Annotated in this window: 15 protein-coding genes and 4 pseudogenes; 4 read left to right on the top strand and 15 right to left on the bottom strand. The window is 62.5% G+C overall.

What is annotated here, in order from left to right:
* Positions 1-29: 29 nt before the first annotated feature.
* Positions 30-968 (bottom strand): ISL3 family transposase, encoded by a 939-nt coding sequence (locus GGR17_RS19505; RefSeq protein ID WP_082386780.1) that lies wholly within the window; start codon positions 966-968, stop codon positions 30-32.
* Positions 969-1,037: 69 nt separating this feature from the next.
* Between GGR17_RS19505 and GGR17_RS19510 the strand changes: the two are divergent.
* Both GGR17_RS19510 and istB read left to right on the top strand, forming a co-directional pair.
* Positions 1,038-2,039 (top strand): annotated as a pseudogene (locus tag GGR17_RS19510) (Mu transposase domain-containing protein); the annotation flags it as partial.
* Positions 1,972-2,700, top strand: a complete 729-nt coding sequence (gene istB / locus GGR17_RS19515; protein WP_054540581.1) for an IS21-like element helper ATPase IstB — start codon at positions 1,972-1,974, stop codon at positions 2,698-2,700. The pseudogene GGR17_RS19510 and the gene istB, both read left to right, overlap by 68 nt.
* A gap of 133 nt (positions 2,701-2,833) precedes the next feature.
* Here istB and GGR17_RS20590 read toward each other — a convergent pair.
* From GGR17_RS20590 to GGR17_RS19570, 12 genes and pseudogenes are all read right to left on the bottom strand, one after another.
* Positions 2,834-2,940, bottom strand: a pseudogene (locus tag GGR17_RS20590) (nucleotidyl transferase AbiEii/AbiGii toxin family protein); the annotation flags it as partial.
* On the bottom strand, positions 2,940-3,281 hold the full coding sequence (locus GGR17_RS19520) for an AbiEi antitoxin N-terminal domain-containing protein (protein WP_235974557.1): 342 nt from the start codon (positions 3,279-3,281) through the stop codon (positions 2,940-2,942). The pseudogene GGR17_RS20590 and the gene GGR17_RS19520, both read right to left, overlap by 1 nt.
* A 197-nt stretch (positions 3,282-3,478) precedes the next feature.
* Positions 3,479-3,637 (bottom strand): hypothetical protein, encoded by a 159-nt coding sequence (locus tag GGR17_RS19525; RefSeq protein ID WP_157445670.1) that lies wholly within the window; start codon positions 3,635-3,637, stop codon positions 3,479-3,481.
* Positions 3,638-3,880: 243 nt separating this feature from the next.
* Entirely contained in the window at positions 3,881-4,255 is a 375-nt protein-coding gene (locus GGR17_RS19530; RefSeq protein WP_054540580.1) for a Na+/H+ antiporter subunit G, read from the bottom strand.
* 8 nt (positions 4,256-4,263) lie between these two features.
* Positions 4,264-4,533, bottom strand: coding sequence for a K+/H+ antiporter subunit F (locus GGR17_RS19535; RefSeq protein WP_054540579.1), 270 nt, complete (start codon positions 4,531-4,533; stop codon positions 4,264-4,266).
* Positions 4,530-5,021 carry a Na+/H+ antiporter subunit E gene (locus GGR17_RS19540; protein ID WP_054540578.1) on the bottom strand — a complete coding sequence of 164 codons (492 nt, stop codon included), beginning with the start codon at positions 5,019-5,021 and terminating at the stop codon, positions 4,530-4,532. Before GGR17_RS19540 ends, GGR17_RS19535 begins: the two co-directional genes overlap by 4 nt.
* Before the next feature lies 1 nt (position 5,022).
* Positions 5,023-6,576, bottom strand: a complete 1,554-nt coding sequence (locus GGR17_RS19545; RefSeq protein WP_054540577.1) for a monovalent cation/H+ antiporter subunit D — start codon at positions 6,574-6,576, stop codon at positions 5,023-5,025.
* The gene (locus GGR17_RS19550; RefSeq protein WP_054540576.1) at positions 6,573-6,938 is read right to left on the bottom strand and encodes a Na+/H+ antiporter subunit C; all 366 of its coding nucleotides are present in this window, start codon (positions 6,936-6,938) and stop codon (positions 6,573-6,575) included. Before GGR17_RS19550 ends, GGR17_RS19545 begins: the two co-directional genes overlap by 4 nt.
* A gap of 1 nt (position 6,939) precedes the next feature.
* A complete protein-coding gene (locus GGR17_RS19555) occupies positions 6,940-9,831 on the bottom strand; it encodes a monovalent cation/H+ antiporter subunit A (protein ID WP_255353473.1) in 2,892 nt (963 codons plus the stop codon).
* An 877-nt stretch (positions 9,832-10,708) separates the two neighbouring features.
* Complete coding sequence (locus GGR17_RS19560) at positions 10,709-11,734, bottom strand: IS110 family RNA-guided transposase (protein ID WP_054540619.1); 1,026 nt, start codon at positions 11,732-11,734, stop codon at positions 10,709-10,711.
* 99 nt (positions 11,735-11,833) lie between these two features.
* Positions 11,834-12,591 (bottom strand): IS5 family transposase gene (locus tag GGR17_RS19565; protein WP_157445669.1). Its coding sequence is split into 2 segments (ribosomal slippage): positions 11,834-12,255 and positions 12,255-12,591, totalling 759 coding nucleotides; the frame shifts between segments, so codons are not numbered across the junction.
* A 74-nt stretch (positions 12,592-12,665) separates the two neighbouring features.
* Positions 12,666-13,022 (bottom strand): annotated as a pseudogene (locus GGR17_RS19570) (transposase); the annotation flags it as partial.
* A 65-nt stretch (positions 13,023-13,087) separates the two neighbouring features.
* Here GGR17_RS19570 and GGR17_RS19575 point away from each other — a divergent pair.
* A pseudogene (locus tag GGR17_RS19575) lies at positions 13,088-13,357 on the top strand (transposase); the annotation flags it as partial.
* A 35-nt stretch (positions 13,358-13,392) separates the two neighbouring features.
* A complete protein-coding gene (locus tag GGR17_RS19580; protein WP_173585986.1) occupies positions 13,393-14,184 on the top strand; it encodes an MBL fold metallo-hydrolase in 792 nt (263 codons plus the stop codon).
* 90 nt (positions 14,185-14,274) lie between these two features.
* Here the strand turns inward: GGR17_RS19580 and GGR17_RS19585 are convergent, their stop codons facing one another.
* Together GGR17_RS19585 and GGR17_RS20435 are read right to left on the bottom strand one after the other, a co-directional pair.
* Positions 14,275-15,633, bottom strand: coding sequence for a GntP family permease (locus tag GGR17_RS19585; protein ID WP_054540573.1), 1,359 nt, complete (start codon positions 15,631-15,633; stop codon positions 14,275-14,277).
* Positions 15,594-15,879, bottom strand: a 286-nt coding sequence (locus GGR17_RS20435; RefSeq protein WP_456237035.1) for a hypothetical protein, incomplete at its 5' end; no start/stop codon positions are given. The genes GGR17_RS20435 and GGR17_RS19585, both read right to left, overlap by 40 nt.

Genomic DNA, 15,879 nt, shown 5'->3' on the forward strand with positions numbered 1-15,879 from the left:
ATGTCGGATTTAAAGGCAAGATATCATATTTAATGGCAAAGCAGCCTCATTGATTTCGTTGACTTTCTTATGCCGCATTTAAGGGCTACGCGACATCGGAGCGCATGAATGGTGGCGAAAATCTCTTCCCGAGAAGTCCTGTGCGCAAGGCGTGACTTCAGAAGGCTGCCGGCGGCGGCTAAGTTGTCGGCGTCGGACAGCAGCGCCCTGCCGGTCGCACGGCCGTGAAGGTTCATTTGCTCCTCGATGGCCTGCCGCAGGTTTTGCACGATATGGAACCGGTCAGTGACTTGCTTCGCCTGCGGCGCCCCTTGCCGGGCAGCCTGGGCGTAGAGACCGCAGCGATCTCTGCTGATCACTTCTACTTCGGGATGTCGCTTCAGCCAGTTGGTGCAAGTGACGACATCTCGATCCTCGAGAACATCGATCACCACGCGACGCTCCAGATCGACAATGATCGTGCCGTAGGTTTGCGACTTCCGCCAGCTCCAGTCGTCGATGCCAATGACTGTCGGCGGCGCGGAGGTGTCTTGAGCACGTTTCTTCAGCTGCCTGAGCACCGTGTCATCGCTGACCCCAAGGCCCAAACGGTGCAAGAGCCGCTCGGCAGGCCGTCCGCCGGTCGCATGCCCCAGATGCCTGACAATCCCTCCGACACGCGAGGTGCGCCGTGCATATGGACGCGCAATAGAGGCGATCTGGTCCGAGAAAGTTCGACGTGGGCAATCGGGCGCCAAACATCGCCAACGGCAAACCGCGAGATCAACCGTAACACCATCTCCATGGGCGGGATAATCCTGCAGTCGCCGGCGCCGCCAGCCGTGACGTCGACGTGAATGTAATCCACAGTCCGGGCAAATGCCGTTTGGTGTCAGATTGCCCAATACAATCCACCCGCCGGAATCATTTCGCTCGACGCTTTCAACCGAAACTTCGCCCCCGGGCGACCAATGGTGCTTCGAAGTCATGACTATCCCTCCTGAATTTTCCAGCTTCAGGATAGTTGCGCCACACAAAGTGAGGCAGAGCCCAATTAAGGGCTACGCGACAGGGGGATATACGACAACATGAAGACGGCGGTCGATGCGATCTTCGTCGGCAAGGATCGCGCCTATAACCGGCGGTTCCAGCAGATGTGCGGCCATTACCTGGTCGACCCTGTTGCCTGCACGCCAGCTTCGGGCTGGGAGAAGGGGCAGGTCGAGAACCAGGTGGGCGTGATCCGGCGGCGCTTCTTCGTGCCGCGCCCGAAGTTCAAATCCTATGCCGAGCTGAACGCCTGGCTGGAAGACCGATGCCTGGCCTATGCCAAGGCGAACAAACATCCGGAGCTGCGGGACAAGACCATCTGGGAGGTGTTCGAAGAAGAGCGTCCGAGCCTGGTGCCATACGTCGGCCCGTTCGATGGATTCCACGCGGTTCCGGCCTCGGTGTCCAAGACTTGCCTCGTGCGGTTCGACAAGAACCGATACTCGGTCGATGCTCGTGCCGTGGGGCGGCCGGTGGAGATCAGGGCCTATGCCGCCCGGCTGGAATGCTGGCAGGATGGGCAAATCGTTGGCCAGCATGAGCGGGCTTTCGGGCGGGACAAAACCATCTTCGACCCCCTGCATTACATCCCCGTCCTAGCCCGCAAACCCGGCGCCCTTCGCAACGGCGCGCCCTTCAAGGAATGGGACTTGCCGCTCCCGATCCGTCGCGTGTGGCGCAAACTGGAACGCCAGCCGGGCGGCGACCGGCAGATGGTCGATATCCTCGCCGCCGTGCTGACCGATGGTCTGGATGCTGTTGATGCCGCCTGCGCCGAGGCTCTGTCGCACAACGTCCATTCGGCGGGTGTCGTGCTGAACATCCTGGCCCGGCACCGCGAGCCGCCACCGCCCCTGACCATCACCACACCGGATGCGCTGAAGCTGGCCTGTGAGCCCATTGCCGACTGCAACCGATATGACAGCCTGAGGAGACAAACAGATGGAACGATCCGACGTAATCGATGCGATGGGGAAGCTGCGGCTCTACGGAATGAGGGCTGCCTATGACGAGGTCCTGACCACCGCCGTCAAACGCCAGCACGAGCCTCAGAAGATCATCGGGGATTTGCTGACAGCCGAGATCAGGGAAAAGCAAGCCCGGTCGGTCAAATACCAGATGACCATTGCCAAGCTGCCGCTCGCGAAAGAGTTGGAAGAGTTCAACTTCGAGGCCGCCGAGGTGAACGAGACGCTGATCCGGGACTTGGCCACGGGCGACTTCCTGGATCATCAACGCAACCTCGTGCTGATCGGCGGAACCGGTACCGGCAAGACCCATCTTGCCGTCAGTATCGCCAGGACGTGCATCCGGGCCGGACGACGGGGACGGTTCTTCAATGTGGTCGATCTGGTCAACAAACTGGACGCTGAAGCCCGCGCAGAACGGCAAGGACGCACCGCAGACCTGATCTCCCGGCTCGACTTCCTGATCCTGGATGAGTTGGGCTATCTGCCCTTCGCCCAGACCGGCGGCCAATTGCTGTTCCATCTGATCAGCAAACTCTACGAGCGCACCTCGATCATCGTCACCACCAACCTGGCCTTCGGAGAGTGGCCCAGCGTCTTCGGGGATGCCAAGATGACAACGGCCCTGCTCGACCGGCTCACCCACCACTGCGAGATCGTCGAGACCGGCAACGAAAGCTGGCGCTTCAAGAACCGCGCATAGCGCCAACCCGAAACCCCGCAGGCCCGCCGCCGCTGCGCTATGTGAGGGCTACGCAGCGCCGGGCCTGCTCACCACCAAGGGGGTCAATATTGGACGCCGATAGGGGGTCAAACTTCAATGCCGATTGACAAATCAGGTTGATGGCCGTTCCACCTTTGAGCGCGAAGACGCTTTCGCCCGCAACATGGGGCAGGACGCGCACCGGGGGGCAACTTGGGCCTCATAGGTTTCACGCGTCATTATCGGCCTCCGGTTTGCTTTCGCCTAGGTGTAGCTAATGGGCATGCCCTGTTCGCCGAGCGCCGTGGTGCCGCCGACATGAAAGTCATGACCCATGATGTGCTGCGTTGAAAGGATGCAGGTCTTGCAGTCGATGCTGTTCGACGTCGGTGTGGCTGGGTGTAGGGGAGTGGACGGCGGAAGACGCCTCGGGTGATGCGGTCCAGCCAGCCGCGTTTCATATAGTCACGAAAACTCTCACAAGCGATGCCTTGCGAGACGAGCCATGCGGCATCGACCAGATACCCGGCGGGCACGGCATCGAGCAGTTTCTTCAGATTCTGTGACCTTGCAGCGTTCATGATGCCTGGAGTGACGGTTTTCGAAGAGGTGCCTACCGGATTCTTTGATAGGCGAGGAGTTTCAGCGTCATGGGTGCTCCAAAGCAGAGATTTCCAAAGACTTTAGAGAGTCGCCTCAAGTATAGGGAGATCCAACGAGGCGGGGTTTCGAGATGGCCGCAGACCTGCGGTGGTTGCCGAAGGTTGATGCGGGCACCTCACGGCGTGCCGCCGGGACCGGGCCTTGGTCCATCGACCACCATTCGATCCTGCTGTACCTCGTTGCGCGGCCGCTCCGCCTCGCTCCACATGCGCCGACCAGACCACCCTTCGAAAACCTCGATCCTGCCCGCGTAGCCATCCGTTGAGCCGTTCATTTTGCAGTCCTATCCTGCCGGGTCTCGACCGCAGTACTCGCACAGGCAGGCTAGGCGCGGCAGGAGCGGGTCGGAGCGGCGCTTACTACGCTGAGGCGCTTGTTCCTTAACCGCGACCATCATCGTCCCGGGTGGGAACTGCGGTGAGAAACGCCTCTGAAGCAGTGGCGGGACCGGCCCGCGACGCGATGCGCGGCATCGCATCCGCTGTAAGTGTTCCCCCCGCAATGCCCTGTCCCGGTTTCATTCCTCCCGCCTCAGCGCAGGTGAATCGTCGTAGACCGACCAGCCGTATTCTCTGCCCGAGGCCGGCAGCTCGGACCTGTCGATGTTGCGGATGATGTAGGTCTTGGCGATGAAATTCGCAGCGATCGGCGCGGTCAGGAAGAGAAACAGCGTGATCAGAAGCTCGTGGAAAGACACGGCCCCCCCGGTCGAGAAAAAATAGAGCATCGAGGCGATGAGCGCACAGCCGATCCCCAGCGTTGTCGCCTTGGTCGGTCCATGCAGCCGCTGCATCGTGTCGCGCAGCTTGACCAGCCCGAAGGAGCCGACAAGCCCGAACACGCCGCCAAGGATGATGAAGGCCGAGATCAGGATTTCCATGATGGCGGGCATGTCGGGGCTCACTCGATGATGTCGCCGCGCAGAACGAAGCGGCAATAGGCGACGGTGGAGACGAAGCCGACCATGGCGACCAACATCGAGGCCTCGAAATAGACTGCCGTGCCCTTCCAGATCCCGTAGAGGACCAGAAGCGCGATCAGGTTGATCACCATGGTATCGAGCGCGAGGATCCGATCGGACACGTCCGGCCCCACGGTGATCCGCCAGAGGCAGAACAAAAGTCCGAGCCCGAAACAGGCGAATGCGAACATGAGGGCGATGGATATCATTCGAATATCTCCTTGAGCGGCCGTTCGTATCGCTGCTTGATCCTGTCCCGTTCGTAGTCCGGGTCGTCGGTATGCAGGCAGTGGACGAGTATGGAGCGGCCGTCCGCGCCCAGCATCGCCGAGACGGTGCCGGGCGTCATCGTGATCGTGCCCGCAAGCACCGTGATCGCCTCGGGCGATGTCAACTCGAGCGGGATGGTGATCCAGCGGGACCGGAAGTCGGTGCTGCGCTTGAACAGGATGATCCAGGCGACCTGCACATTGGCGACAACGATGTCCCACAGCACCAACAGGACGTATCTGACCACGATGAGCGGGCGGCTCAGCTTTGCCCGGTTCGGCCAGTAAGGTGCCGTGATGATCGGCACGACAAGCCCCAGGACTGTGCCCAGCAGCAGATTGCCCAGCGTGACGGTATTGACGAGGCCAAGCCAGACGAAGGCCAGCGTGATGCTGAGAAGCGGATGAGGAATGAGGCGGCGGATCATCTCAGGTCTCTCCCTCTGTTCCAAGCACCGCGGTCACATAGCCGCTCCTGTCGAAGATCTGTGCCGTCGTGCCGTCGAGATATCCGACGAGCGGCCCGGCAAAGGTGGTCAGCATGACCAGTAGGGCGACCGTCGCCATGACGGGCGCCAGTTCCATCGCGCCGGCGGGCCGGTCGGTGCCGGATGGTGCTTCCGGGGCCTCGTCGGTCTCGGCGGTCTCGGGCTCGTCCAGCGGAACGGCCGTGGATTTCCAGAACAGTGCGCTGCCGGCGCGGGCGAAGCCCACGATCGTCATGAGCGAGCCGAACAGCACCGCACTCCAGGCCCAGGCCATGGTGCCGGGTGCGCGCAGCGCATCCAGAACCATCAGTTTCCCGATGAACCCGCTCAGCGGCGGCATCCCGGCCATACCGATCGCCGCAGCGAAGAACAGCGCGGCGAACAGCCCGTTCTGCAAGGTCGCCGGCCGGGCGCCGAGGTGGCCTGCCTCGCGGCGCGCGATCACCAGATCGGCCAGCAGGAACAGGGCCGCCGCCGCGAAGGTGGAATGAACGAGATAGTAGAGCGCTGCCGTCGTCGCGACGGGCGAGAAGGCCGAGATGGCCACCATCAGCGTGCCCATCGACCCCAGCACCGAAAAGGCGATCAGCGCCAGCAGGTTCCGCGCGCCCAGCACCCCGACCGCTCCGATCGCGATCGTGACGATGGCGGCAGGAAGCAGCCATGTCCCAGCCATGCCATCCGTTGCAACGATCCCTGGGCCGAAAACCAGCGTGTGGATGCGCAGGATCGCATAGGCACCGACCTTGGTCATGATCGCGAAAAGTGCCGCGACGGGCGCAGGCGCGTTGGCATAGGCGCCCGGTAACCAGAACTGCACCGGAAACAGGGCTGCCTTCAGCGCGAAGACGATCATCAGCAGCATCGCCGCCACGCGGACCAGCGCGGCTTCGTCCGCCGGCACCTCCTGCAGCCGCAGCGCAAGATCGGCGATGTTGAGCGTGCCGGTGACCGAATAGAGCACGCCAAGGGCAAACAGGAACAGCGTCGATCCGGCCAGGTTGATGACAACGTATTGCAGCCCGGCGCGCATCCGGTCACGCCCGCCGGAATGGACCATCAGCCCGTAGGAGGCGATCAGCAGGATCTCGAAGAACACGAAGAGGTTGAAGATGTCGCCGGTCAGGAAGGCGCCGCAGATCCCCATCAGCTGGAACTGGAAGAGCGCGTGGAAATGCCACCCGCGCGCGTCCCATCCCGTGGCGACCGCATGGACAAGTACCAGTAACGCCAGCACCGTGGTGACAAGGACCATCAGCGCCGACAGCCGGTCGAGCACGAGGACGATGCCGAAGGGTGCGGGCCAGTCGCCGAGATAGTAGACCTGCGGATCGCCTCCTGCCGTCACGAAAAGCCCTATGGCGATGACCAGCAGCGCGACGGTTCCCGCCACGGAGGCGGTCCGCGCGAGCGGGAGGTCATGGCGCATGACGAAGCCGATGACCGGCGCCAGCAGGGCTGGCAGGATGACAGGGGCGATGATCCAGTGGTTCATTCCCGGCCCCCCGCACCATATTCGGCGTTCTCGGCCGCTTCCGCCATGTCGATCCGGTCGTCATCCGATTCCAGATAGGCGCCGAGGGCGACCATCACCAGCACCGCCGTCATCCCGAAAGAGATGACGATCGCGGTCAGCACCAGCGCCTGCGGCAGCGGATCCGTATAATTCGCCTCGCCATAGGGCGACAGGACCGGCGGCATGTCGATCGAAAGCCGGCCTGACGCGAACAGAAAGATATTCACCGCATAGGACAGCAGCGCCAGTCCCAGGATCGTCGAGAACGCTCTGAGGCGTAGGATCAGGTAGATCCCCGCCGCCGTCAGAGCGCCTACGGAACTCGCCACGATGAACTCCATGCTATTCCTGCTCCTTGGTAGTGCGTGTCGTCCGGTCCGCGGAGGGGTCGTAATCCATCGGCTCGCGATTGACGGTTTCGCCCGCATATCGTGCAATGCGCGACAGGCTGTAGAGCATCAGCATCACCGCGCCCAGAACCGCCAGAAACACGCCAAGATCGAATAGCATCGCGGTGGCAAGCTCGAATTCCTCGATCGGGGGGAAGTGGAAATAATCGTAGCCGCTGGTCAGGAATGGTTTGCCGCCCAACCATGCGCCCGCCCCTGTCAGACCGGCGATCACCACGCCCCAGCCGATCATGGCGTGATATTCGATCTTCTGGCGGCTCTGGGTCCAGGCGAAGCCCGACGCCATGTATTGCATGAGCAGCGCGATCGACACGACGAGACCGGCCACGAATCCGCCGCCCGGCTGGTTGTGGCCGCGCAGGAAGATGTAGACCCCCACAAGGATGGCGATCGGCATCATCACGCGAGTGGCGATGACCATCATCAGGGGATGCCGGTCCCGGGAGCGGTCGAGCGAGTAGTCGGTGTTGCGCAGCTTTCGTGCCGCCGGACCGTTCAGCAGCGCCTTCATCACCGCATAGATGATAAGCCCCGCGATACCGAGGACGATGATCTCGCCATAGGTGTCGTAGCCGCGGAAATCGACAAGGATGACGTTCACCACATTCGTGCCGCCCCCACCCTCGTAGGAATTCGCGAGGTGATAATCCGAGATCGTCGGCGTGTCGCGCAACAGGAACATCAGTGCAAGCGCGCCCACGCCCGCCCCGCCGGCGATGGCGATCACGCCGTCCCTGATCCGGCGACCGGCCGAGCTTTCGACGGGCGAAGCCTTGGGCATGTAATGAAGCGCCAGAAGCAGCAGCATGATGGTCACGGTCTCGACCGAGATCTGGGTCAGTGCCAGGTCGGGCGCCGAGAGGTAGACGAAACCGACCGAGATGGTCAGGCCGATCACGCCCATCACGACGAGCGACCGGAACCTGTTGCGATGCATCAGCGCCATGGATCCGGCCGCCACCAGCAGAAGGACCCAGCCGACCAGGACCAACGGCGGCACCGGCAGCATCTCACGCGTCTGAGGCGGCATGCCGCCGCCGCGCCACGCGAGATAGCCAAGCAGCGTGGTGGACCCGACGAAGATCGCAAGGTAGCGCGACATCGCGCCGTCATGGGTCCGCTGCGTGACCCACCGCGACAGGCCGACCGCCCCGCCGACCAGACCGTCGAAGATCGCCTTGGCCTCGGGCCTGGGTGCGGCGATCCAGGCCCGGTCCAGTGGACGGTGGGCCGCTAGCAGCGCCGCGCCGGCCAGAACCGCGATGACCGACATGTAGAGCGCTGGTGTGATCCCGTGCCAGATCTTGAGATGGAACTCTGGCAACGTGCCCCCGGTCACCGCACCCGCGGCCACGCGCACCAGCGGTTCCGCGACGTGCGGCAGGATACCTATCAGGACGACTAGGCCGACCAGCAGGGCCGGGGCGATCCACAGACCGAAGGGCGGGTCGTGGGGCTTGTGGGGATAGTCCTCGCGCACCCGGCCGAAAAAGACATGCACGATGAAGCGGAAGGAATAGGCGACCGACAGAAGCGCGCCCAGCGTGGCGAGCACGGGCAGCGCCCAGGGGCTGCCCGCCCAGTCGGTATGTGAGGCCTCCTCCAGCATCATTTCCTTCGACAGAAAGCCGTTCAGCAGCGGTATCCCCGCCATCGACAGCGCCGCGATCGTGCCGAGGACGAAGGTGACCGGCATCAGCGTTCGCAATCCGCCAAGCCGCTTGATATCGCGGGTATGCGCCTCGTGGTCGATGATGCCGGCCGTCATGAAGAGCGCGGCCTTGAAGGTCAGGTGATTGATGATGTGAAACACCGCCACCACCGCCGCCATCGGTGTGCCGAAGCCCAGCAGCATCGTCAGCAGGCCCAGATGGCTGACCGTCGAGAAGGCCAGCAGCGCCTTGAGATCGTCCTTGAACAGCGCGATCAGCGCGCCCAGCACCATCGTCACCAGCCCGGTGGTCGTCACGATGTAGAACCACGCCTCGGTGCCCGCCAGGACGGGCCACATGCGCGCCATCAGGAAGACGCCCGCCTTCACCATGGTCGCGGAATGCAGATAGGCCGAGACCGGCGTCGGCGCGGCCATCGCATGCGGCAGCCAGAAGTGGAACGGGAACTGGGCCGATTTGGTGAACGCGCCCAGCAGGATCAGGATCAGCGCCGGCATGTACCAGTCCGACGCGCGGATCGCCTCGCCCGCCCCCAGGATGTCCGTCAGCTTGTAGCTGCCCACGATCTCGCCCAGGATCAGCATGCCGCCGATCATCGCAAGCCCGCCCGCGGCGGTCACCGCCAGTGCCATCCGCGCGCCCTGCCGGCCCTCGGGCAGATGTTTCCAGTAGCCGATCAGCAGGAAGGAGGACAGGCTGGTGAGTTCCCAGAAAATCAGCAGAAGCAGGATGTTGTCGGACAGCACGATCCCCAGCATCGCCCCTTGGAACAGCAGCAGATAGGTGTAGAATTGCCCCATCGGGTCATCGCCCGAAAGATAGAACCGGGCGTAAAGCGTGATCAGCAAGCCGACGCCAAGGATCATCGCCGCGAACAGCAGACCGAGACCATCGAGAAAGAACGCGACCGACAGGCCGAGCTGCGGCAGCCAGGACAGTTCCACCGTGATGATCTGCCCGGCCATCACGGAGGGCGCGAGCAGCAGCAGCATGATCAGGGACAATACCGTCGGAAGCGCGGTGAAGATCGCGCAGGCGTTCCGGCCGGCGCGGATCATCATCCCCGGCAGCAATGCCCCGATGAACGGCAGCAATGCGATGATGATGAGCGAAGGGTCGTTCACGACGACAGCGGCTTCCTGTCCGTTCACGGCATCGCCTTCAGGTGAAATATGCCACCTGAACCCCTAACGGATCGGCGCGCTGGTCGGCGCTTGGAGTCTCGGTTCCTAGGAGAAGCAAGTGAAACTGTAGTCATCTGACGTCGGTTCCGCGTGTAATCAGAAAGTTAACCGGGGGATTTCGCACGAGATCGGCAGTGAAGGCGCCGGGCCCTGCAAAGGAGGTGATGCGGGTCGTTACATGAACAGCCATCAGATCAGAAACATGGTCCCTGACGGCGCGGTGTAGACTTGCTCGCGGGTTGCGCCGCATCGGTGGACAGGAACTGGCGTAATTCAAGCACTCGCTGCACCTGCTGATCTGGTTGGTTGATGGCACGTTTCTGCCATTAGACCACGGCTGGCTGTATGCCGCCAAGGGCAGAATGACCGCGCGGCCCGATTTGACCCAATTTTCCCGGCGCTCACATAACTCCGCCGGAAAATTTCCAGCGGATCCGAAATGTAGCCGGCCAAACCGCAATCCGGCCCGCGGCAGGCAAATGCCCGGTCCCAAGTTTGCGCAAGGCAATTGCGAGTCCGTTTTGCCTAGGCTCAGGACTTCGGTAACGGGTCTCTCTTAGTCAAGAGATTTCGGCCAAGCGATTTGGCCCCGCCGACGGGCTATTCCTGCTCAGTCGATCCGCTCGACGTCTCGCGGCTCGTTCGTGAGATCCTTGGGGAACATGCTTCGGTCCGTGGTCAGCCGCGAGGGCTGCCGACATGATGCTGGTTCGATGCAGTTCCGGCGTGTCCATCTCATTGGCGTGCTCAGCGTGGCTGGCGACTGTCCAGACCCCGACATCACCGGAACCGCGTCCCTACGGGACCTCGTGAGCCTACAATCAGGCAGGCGAAGCGGTCAGGCTCAATTGGTCGGCGCAACCTCCATCCTGAAGGTCGATCCGTCGATCCACATGCGATGCAACACGACAGCAATACGGCGAGCCAGGGCAACCATCGCGCGTTTCCGTCCGCGGCGTTTGGCAACATGGGATGCCCATGTTCGTAGTGCGTTGCCACGCCCGCGATTCAGCATGACCGTAGCAGCCTGACACAGGGCACGCCTTAGGTTCACATCCCCGGCTTTGGTGATGCCGCCTGATACATCCCGCTCTCCAGACTGACTGCGAGAGGGCGTTAGACCAACCCAAGGACCGACATTCTTCGAAGAACGGAAGCGCGACGGGTCATCGACGGCGGATCGGAAGGTAAGTGCGACGACGGCTCCAACGCCCGGCATGGTCATCAAGCGCAGACAAACGGGGTCTTCGGCAGCCTTCTGTCGGACCAGCTTCTCCAGCCCTGCCAGCTCCTGGCGCAAGGCCGCGCGAACCCGCAGCATGGGTGCGGCCGCGGCTTCAAGCATCGTGTTCCCTTCGACCAGCTCCCAGATCCGCGCCTCGAACCTGCCGCGCGAGATGGCGCCCACCTTGAGCCCGAAGTTCCTAAGCAGCCCGCGCAGGGACATCTCCAAGGCGATCATGTTCCCCTGGATGGCCTTGCGCGCCGCCAAAACCGCGCGCACCTCCTGAGCAGAGACCGACTTGCAGTGGACCGGCCGGAACCAGCCGAGGTGCAACAGGCGCGCGATCCCTTCCGCATCGCGCCTGTCGGTCTTGATGGGCATGGCCTTGAGTGCGCCCTTCACCTGCCGCGTTTCCATCAGGACGGCAGGCAGGCCGATCTCCTTCATCGCACGGTGCAGCCATTGCGACAGCGGACCAGCTTCGAGACCGACCGCTTCTACGGTTCCTTCGAGACCCTCGAGCAAGCTGATCAGCGGCTCCGGCTCGCTGATCACCTCCACCTCTTCTATGATCTTTCCATGCTCCGTGAGCACGCAGACCGCAGTTTTCGCCAGCGATACGTCCAGCCCGACAAACAGCTTCATCCCGTCAACCTCCATAAAATCTGATACGGGAATGGCAGCTGCAAGTGCGATATCCGGCAAGCGGCAACGGTCGTGAAGCGTCCGGCCCGTTACGGCATCTCATAACCAGAACATCACAGTTGCGGCGAGAGCGACGGCGGAGAGGAAGACCTTCGGGCATCTGTCGTAGCGGGTCGCCACGCGTCGCCAGTCCTTGAGCCTGCCGAACATGATCTCGATCCGGTTGCGGCGTTTGTAGCGACGCTTGTCGTATTTGATGGGGCTCCTGCGCGCCTTGCGGCCAGGAATACAGGCCCTGATCCCCTTGTCCTGCAAGGCTTCGCGGAACCAATCGGCATCATAGCCTCGGTCAGCAAGTAGCCACTGCGCAGCTGGCAGGCCGCCCAGAAGGGCTGCCGCGCCAGTGTAATCACTAACCTGACCGGCAGACATGAAGAACCTGATCGGGCGTCCCTTCGTGTCGGTCACCGCGTGGAGCTTGGTGTTCATCCCACCCTTGGTGCGACCAATCAGACGCCCGCATCCCCCTTTTTACTCCGCAGGCTTGAGGCCGTGCGGTGTGCTTTCAGGTAGGTCGCATCGATCATGATAGTCGTCGGCTCCACCGCTTCGGCCGCCAGCCCCTCGAATATTCGGGCGAACACCCCCATCTCGCTCCAACGCTTCCAGCGGTTGTAGAGCGTCTTGGCTGGACCGTATTCCTTCGGTGCATCGCTCCAGCGTAACCCATTGCGGTTGACGAAGATTATCCCGCTCAGAACACGACGATCATCGACCCGTGGGCGGCCATGGCTCTTCGGAAAAAACGGCTCGAGCCGCGCCATCTGCTCGTCGCTCAGCCAGAAAAGATTGCTCACCACACCCTCCTATAGTTGGAGAGCGTGAATCACGCCGCCAGTGGCGCCGCAAGCCGATTAATGGGTCCTGAGCCTAGGAGGTTCAGTGGCTGGCCCAAGCGCCGATACGGGATCTGCACCTGGATCCGTGCCTGACGCCGGCATAGCGTCGAATAGTCGGGCACAGGCCAGTCGAGACCGGCCATCTCGATCAAGCTCGCAACGAGGCCGACGGTCTGCCGAAGCGGCAGGCCGAACAGGACTTTCAGCGTGAGACAGGTCTGAATGGCGCTGTCGGAGAAGGTCTCGGGATGGCCACGCTTGCCGCTTCGGCCTGCCTTCCAGGGCATTGCCGGATCGAACCAGATGGCCAGCGATCCTCGCCGTTTCAGGGCGGCGTTATAGTCGGACCAGTTCGTCGTGCGGTAGCGGGTGTTGGCAGGCTTGGGCATGCCATCGATCTAACCATCAGGATTCCCGAGATGAATCCCTCTCACCGATATGTGCAACAAGCCCGTTCAACGGTATCCTGCGTGGCCGCGAAGCAGACCCGCTCCCTGCATGGATTGACGCCGCGATCGAAACCGATCTGGCGCCTATCGTGCGCTTTGCCCGCACATTGAATCGGGACTTCGATGCTGTCAAAAACGCCATCGAGATGCCTTGGAGCAACGGCCAAGCAGAAGGTCAGATCAATCGTCTGAAGACCCTCAAACGCGCCATGTATGGCCGAGCCGGTCCAGAATTGTTGCGCGCGAGAATGCTACCGTTCCGCCACACAGATTGAGGCAGAGCCCAATTAAGGGCTACGCGACAGGTGCTTTGCCGCAGATCCCGATCTACGTGGACAGCCCGCTTGCCACAAAAGCAACGCGGGTCTTCGCCAAGCATCACAAAGAGTTGGAGGAAGGCGCGGTGTTGATGCGTGGCTTGAAGTCACGACACCTGCATTTCACCGAGACGCGTGAACAAAGCATCGCACTTGACCGAGTACAGGGATTTCACATCGTCATCGCCGCGTCGGGCATGTGCGACGCGGGGCGCATCCGGCACCGGCTGAAGAACTGGCTCTGGCGCGACGAGGGCACCGTTCTGTTCACCGGCTTTCAGGCGGTGGGCACACTGGGGCGCATCTTGCAAGACGGCGCGAAGTCGGTGCGCATCCAAGGCGAGGAATTCGCGGTGCGTGCGAGGATCCGGTCGTTGGATCTCTACTCCGGCCACGCCGACGGCACCGAATTGCGCGACTGGATCAAGGAACGGCTACCGATCCGGCACCAGCTTTTTCTGGTCCATGGTGAAGAAGCCGCCATGCAGGGACTCGCGGCGCGGCTCGCCGGGATCGTCGATGCCCAAAATGTCCTGCGACCGGAACTGGATGAGGGTTTCGTCCTGACCGCAACCGGCGCACAACACCTTGCCACTCCTAAGCTACCCCGGCTTCCTGGTGAACAGGTCGCGCGCCTCGATTGGCACAACGACGCGTCGCGCCTGTTCCTGGACATCAACGACGCCCTCCTTTCCAGCCTGGATGAAAAGGCAAGGCGCGTGCTTATCCGCCGGCTCCAGAAGGCGCTTCGAAACGGGGAGGAAGTGCCGACGAGACCGCAATAGTCTGTTTCGGGTTTCACCCTTGACTGCCGCAGTCGGAACGGCTGCACGACCGTTGCGCCACGCTGGGTGGCCTCGCGGCATGACAACGTCCTAGAAACTGCCAAACGTGCTTCCCAGCACGATGATCAAGGCGCAGGCAAGGATTGGGGCCAGCACCGCCACCATGAAGATATCGCCATAGGCTTGCCGGTGGGTCATACCACAGATGCCCAGAAGCGTGATGACCGCCCCGTTGTGCGGAAGCGTATCAAGACCCCCGGTCGCCACCGAAACGACCCGATGCAACAGCGCGGGATCGACGCTTTGCGCGACCGCTTGCGCCATCAACGAAGGCCCCAGCACGTCCAGCGCAATCGACATGCCGCCCGATGCCGATCCGGTAATGCCAGCCAGCGCCCCGGACGAAAGCGCCGCCGTCACCACGACATTCCCGCCCGCGAGCCCGTCCAGACCCTGTCGCAGCACCTCGAAGCCGGGCAAGGTGGCGATCACCGCTCCAAATCCGACCAGACTTGCCGTGTTGAACAAGGGCAGCAAGGCGGACTCCGCCCCCTCGTTTAGTGTCTTCATCAGCTCTGGCGGACGGCTGAGCACCAGCGCCAGCACCAGTGCGACAGTCAGCGCGGTGATGACTGACCAAAGCCCGCCCACGCGCGCAAGGTCCGTTTCGCCGTACTGTGGCAAGGCAAGGTATCCCGTCTGGAGGGCAGGCAGAACCATCCAACCCATGGCCAACGTTACCACCCCGACAGACAGGATCGGCGCAACTGCAGCCCAAAGGGGCATGGGTACGTCCCCGAGCGACGCTGGGGGCATCACGGGCGGCGTATCGGCCTGAAGTGCCCGCGCGCGATAGCGCAGCCAAATCATGCCCAGCCCCAGCATTGCCGCGGCCGCGATCAGCCCAAGGCCGGGTGCCGCAAAGGGCGTGGTGCCGAATGTCGCCATGGGAATCGCGTTCTGGATCGACGGTGTGCCGGGCAGCGCAGTCATCGTAAAGGTGAAGGCACCCAGCGCGATGGTCGCAGGAATCAGCCGCGCGGGCAGACCGGTTTCGGCAAAAAGCGCGCGCGCCAGAGGCCAGGCAACAAAGGCCACGACGAACAGGGACACTCCGCCATAGGTCAACACCGCGCAGGCCAGAACCACCGCGAGGATTGCGTTCGCAGGCCCGACTGCCGTCGCGATCGCGCGCGCCAAGATCTGAGCCGCGCCCGAAGCATCCATCACCTTGCCAAATAGCGCCCCCAGCAGGAACAGTGGAAAGAAGGACACCACGAACCCCCCGGCCGCCTCCATGAAGACCTGCGTATAGGCCGCAAGCACGGGCGCGTCCGCCGCGAGGGCCGCTAGGACCGCCAACAGCGGTGCCAAAACCAGCACGGAAAGGCCCGCCCATGCGCCTGCAATCAGCAGGCCAAGCGCCAGAAGGATAAGAAGGACCGCCATGCATTCTCCAGTTGCTGCGTTGCAGCATAGCCGGTGACGGCACCTGTGCCAATCTTGAGCTTGATCAGCGCGTCGCGCATCGGAGCTGGATAGCGACCATTCGCGTCGAACAGGACCGTGTACTGGCTCATTTGGACCCATAGCCCATATAGGCCCCATCGGAAGGTTTCTTCGTAGAACCACGCTAAGGGGGAACTTTCAGAGAACATCTTCACGTTTCCCAGTCTCTGGCTGGTCTGATGTTCA

This window comes from Actibacterium naphthalenivorans (assembly GCF_014196965.1).
In the GTDB taxonomy this organism is placed as follows: Bacteria; Pseudomonadota; Alphaproteobacteria; order Rhodobacterales; family Rhodobacteraceae; genus Actibacterium_A; species Actibacterium_A naphthalenivorans.

Coding starts and splice junctions, on each gene's coding strand:
- istB (WP_054540581.1), top strand. CDS start 1,972: ATGGAACGATCCGACGTAATCGATGCGATGGGGAAGCTGCGGCTCTAC.
- GGR17_RS19545 (WP_054540577.1), bottom strand. CDS start 6,576: ATGAACCACTGGATCATCGCCCCTGTCATCCTGCCAGCCCTGCTGGCG.
- GGR17_RS19525 (WP_157445670.1), bottom strand. CDS start 3,637: ATGAACGGCTCAACGGATGGCTACGCGGGCAGGATCGAGGTTTTCGAA.
- GGR17_RS19540 (WP_054540578.1), bottom strand. CDS start 5,021: ATGATCCGCCGCCTCATTCCTCATCCGCTTCTCAGCATCACGCTGGCC.
- GGR17_RS19520 (WP_235974557.1), bottom strand. CDS start 3,281: ATGAACGCTGCAAGGTCACAGAATCTGAAGAAACTGCTCGATGCCGTG.
- GGR17_RS19560 (WP_054540619.1), bottom strand. CDS start 11,734: ATGAAGCTGTTTGTCGGGCTGGACGTATCGCTGGCGAAAACTGCGGTC.
- GGR17_RS19530 (WP_054540580.1), bottom strand. CDS start 4,255: ATGCCCGCCATCATGGAAATCCTGATCTCGGCCTTCATCATCCTTGGC.
- GGR17_RS19585 (WP_054540573.1), bottom strand. CDS start 15,633: ATGGCGGTCCTTCTTATCCTTCTGGCGCTTGGCCTGCTGATTGCAGGC.
- GGR17_RS19535 (WP_054540579.1), bottom strand. CDS start 4,533: ATGATATCCATCGCCCTCATGTTCGCATTCGCCTGTTTCGGGCTCGGA.
- GGR17_RS19505 (WP_082386780.1), bottom strand. CDS start 968: ATGACTTCGAAGCACCATTGGTCGCCCGGGGGCGAAGTTTCGGTTGAA.
- GGR17_RS19550 (WP_054540576.1), bottom strand. CDS start 6,938: ATGGAGTTCATCGTGGCGAGTTCCGTAGGCGCTCTGACGGCGGCGGGG.